We start from the raw sequence: 2129 nt of genomic DNA, 5'->3' as shown, positions 1-2129 counted from the left end.
GATAGATCCGCATCGGGACCTCGTAAGGATCCTCGTCGGTGATCCGCTGGTACATGTCGAAGAGGTTGCCGTACTTCGCCTCCACCGCCTTGCGTCCCATCCGTGCGATGGCGTCCGCGAAGTCGAGGTAGACGCCCTGCCCGCCGGGGCCGACCCCCCGCCCCTCGTCGCAGACGTTCTTCGCGGCCCGGGAGGCGATGTCACGCGGCACGAGATTGCCGAAGGAGGGGTAGATGCGCTCCAGGTAGTAGTCGCGCTCGCTCTCGGGGATCTTGTTCGCGGGACGGTCGTCGCCCTGCGCTTTCGGGACCCAGATCCGGCCATCGTTGCGCAGCGACTCACTCATCAGCGTCAGCTTCGACTGGTGATCACCCGTGCGCGGAATGCACGTCGGATGGATCTGCGTGAAGCACGGATTGGCGAAATACGCGCCACGCCGGTGCGCCCGCCACACCGCCGTGGCGTTGGAGTTCATGGCGTTGGTCGACAGGTAGAAGACGTTGCCGTACCCACCGGAAGCCAATACGACAGCGTCCGCGAAGTAGGTGCCGATCTTCCCCGTGACAAGGTCACGTGCGACGATCCCGCGTGCCTTCCCATCCACGACGATCAGATCCAGCATCTCGGTGCGGGGGTGCATCTCGACGTTCCCGGCCGCGATCTGCCGACTCAGCGCCTGATAGGCACCCAACAGCAACTGCTGCCCCGTCTGACCACGGGCGTAAAACGTCCGCGACACCTGCACACCACCGAACGACCGCGTGTCGAGCAGCCCGCCGTACTCCCGCGCGAACGGCACACCCTGCGCCACACACTGATCGATGATCTCCACCGAGATCTGCGCCAGCCGGTGCACATTCGACTCCCGCGCCCGGAAATCCCCACCCTTGACCGTGTCATAGAACAACCGATGCACGGAGTCACCGTCATTGCGGTAATTCTTCGCCGCGTTGATCCCACCCTGCGCCGCAATCGAATGCGCCCGCCGCGGGGAATCCTGATAACAGAACTGCACGACGTGGTAACCCTGTTCGGCAAGCGTGGCGCCCGCCGCACCCCCCGCCAGACCTGTCCCCACCACAATCACCGTGTGCTTACGCCGGTTGGCCGGGTTCACCAGTTTCGCCTCGAAACGGCGCCTGTCCCAGCGCTCGTTGACCGGCCCGGATGGGGCCTTGCCGTCGACGACCGGCTCACCGGTCGCGTAATCCGTGAAGGCGGTCATCTTCAGCTCACCACTCCGGTCATCACAGCCACGGGAACGACAAGGAAACCGACCGTGAGCAGCAGCGCGAGGATGTCGGCCGTGGCCTTCAGGGCGCGGTCACGGGTACGGCTGCTCGCGCCCAGGGTCTGGGCAGCACTCCAGAAGCCGTGCCGGATATGCAGGCCCAGAGCCAGCACAGCCACGATGTAGACGACGTTGCCGTACCAGGTGGAGAAGGTGTCCACGACGTTCTGATACGGCCGGCCCTCCTCAAAGCCGCCCGAGTGGACGGTGCCCGTCGTCAGGTCCAGCAGGTGCCAGACGATGAACAGGCCGAGGATGATCCCGCCCCAGCGCATCGTCCGCGTCGCATAGCTCGCCCGCGCCTTCCTGTGCAGGTACTTCGTCGGGCGCGCCCTGATGTCACGGCGGCTGAGCTGGTACGCGGAGATGCCGTGGGCGACGACCGCGATCACCAGGACCACGCGCAGGCCCCACAGCACCCATTCGTAGTGCAGGGCCGGTTCGCCCAGGGTGCGTAGCCAGTGGGCGTATTCGTTGAAGTCCTCGGTGCCGAAGAAGATCTTCAGGTTGCCCAGCATGTGGAGTACGAGGTACGTCAGCATGATCAGGCCGCTGACGGCCATGACGGTCTTCTTGCCGAGGGAGCTGTCCCACACCGTGCGTGCCATGGACGGTCGTCGGTCCGTCCGCGTTGCTAAAGCCATGTCATAAGACGGTAGGGCTGGGCGGGTCGAGAGATCCAAGACGGACGCTGGAGCGGGAGTTCGGCGGCTGTGGATGGCAAGCGCATGGCAAGGGCTGTGCGGGGGTGTGTACGGCGTATGGCAGGAAGGGCCGGGCTGTCGGGGGGCGTGGCAGCGGGCAGGCTGGCGTGTATGCACATCTCCGAGCCCCCGAG

At 65.4% G+C, this 2129-nt stretch carries 2 protein-coding genes; both read right to left on the bottom strand.

The window, feature by feature from the left end; all coding sequences use genetic code 11:
* On the bottom strand, positions 1-1225 hold a 1225-nt coding region (gene sdhA, locus HLK59_RS49710; RefSeq protein WP_171148279.1), incomplete at its 3' end, for a succinate dehydrogenase (quinone) flavoprotein subunit.
* A gap of 2 nt (positions 1226-1227) precedes the next feature.
* Entirely contained in the window at positions 1228-1899 is a 672-nt protein-coding gene (locus tag HLK59_RS49705; RefSeq protein ID WP_171148278.1) for a succinate dehydrogenase, read from the bottom strand.
* Positions 1900-2129: the final 230 nt, after the last annotated feature.

Origin of the sequence: Streptomyces sp. S3(2020), assembly GCF_013044505.1 — a bacterium.
GTDB lineage: Bacteria > Actinomycetota > Actinomycetes > Streptomycetales > Streptomycetaceae > Streptomyces.
The sequence above is the reverse complement of the archived record's forward strand: the minus strand, read 5'-3'. Positions and strand labels throughout refer to the sequence as shown.

Bases quoted from the DNA above. Each gene is read 5' to 3' on its own strand.
- HLK59_RS49705 (WP_171148278.1), bottom strand. From the start codon at position 1,899: ATGGCACGCACGGTGTGGGACAGCTCCCTCGGCAAGAAGACCGTCATG.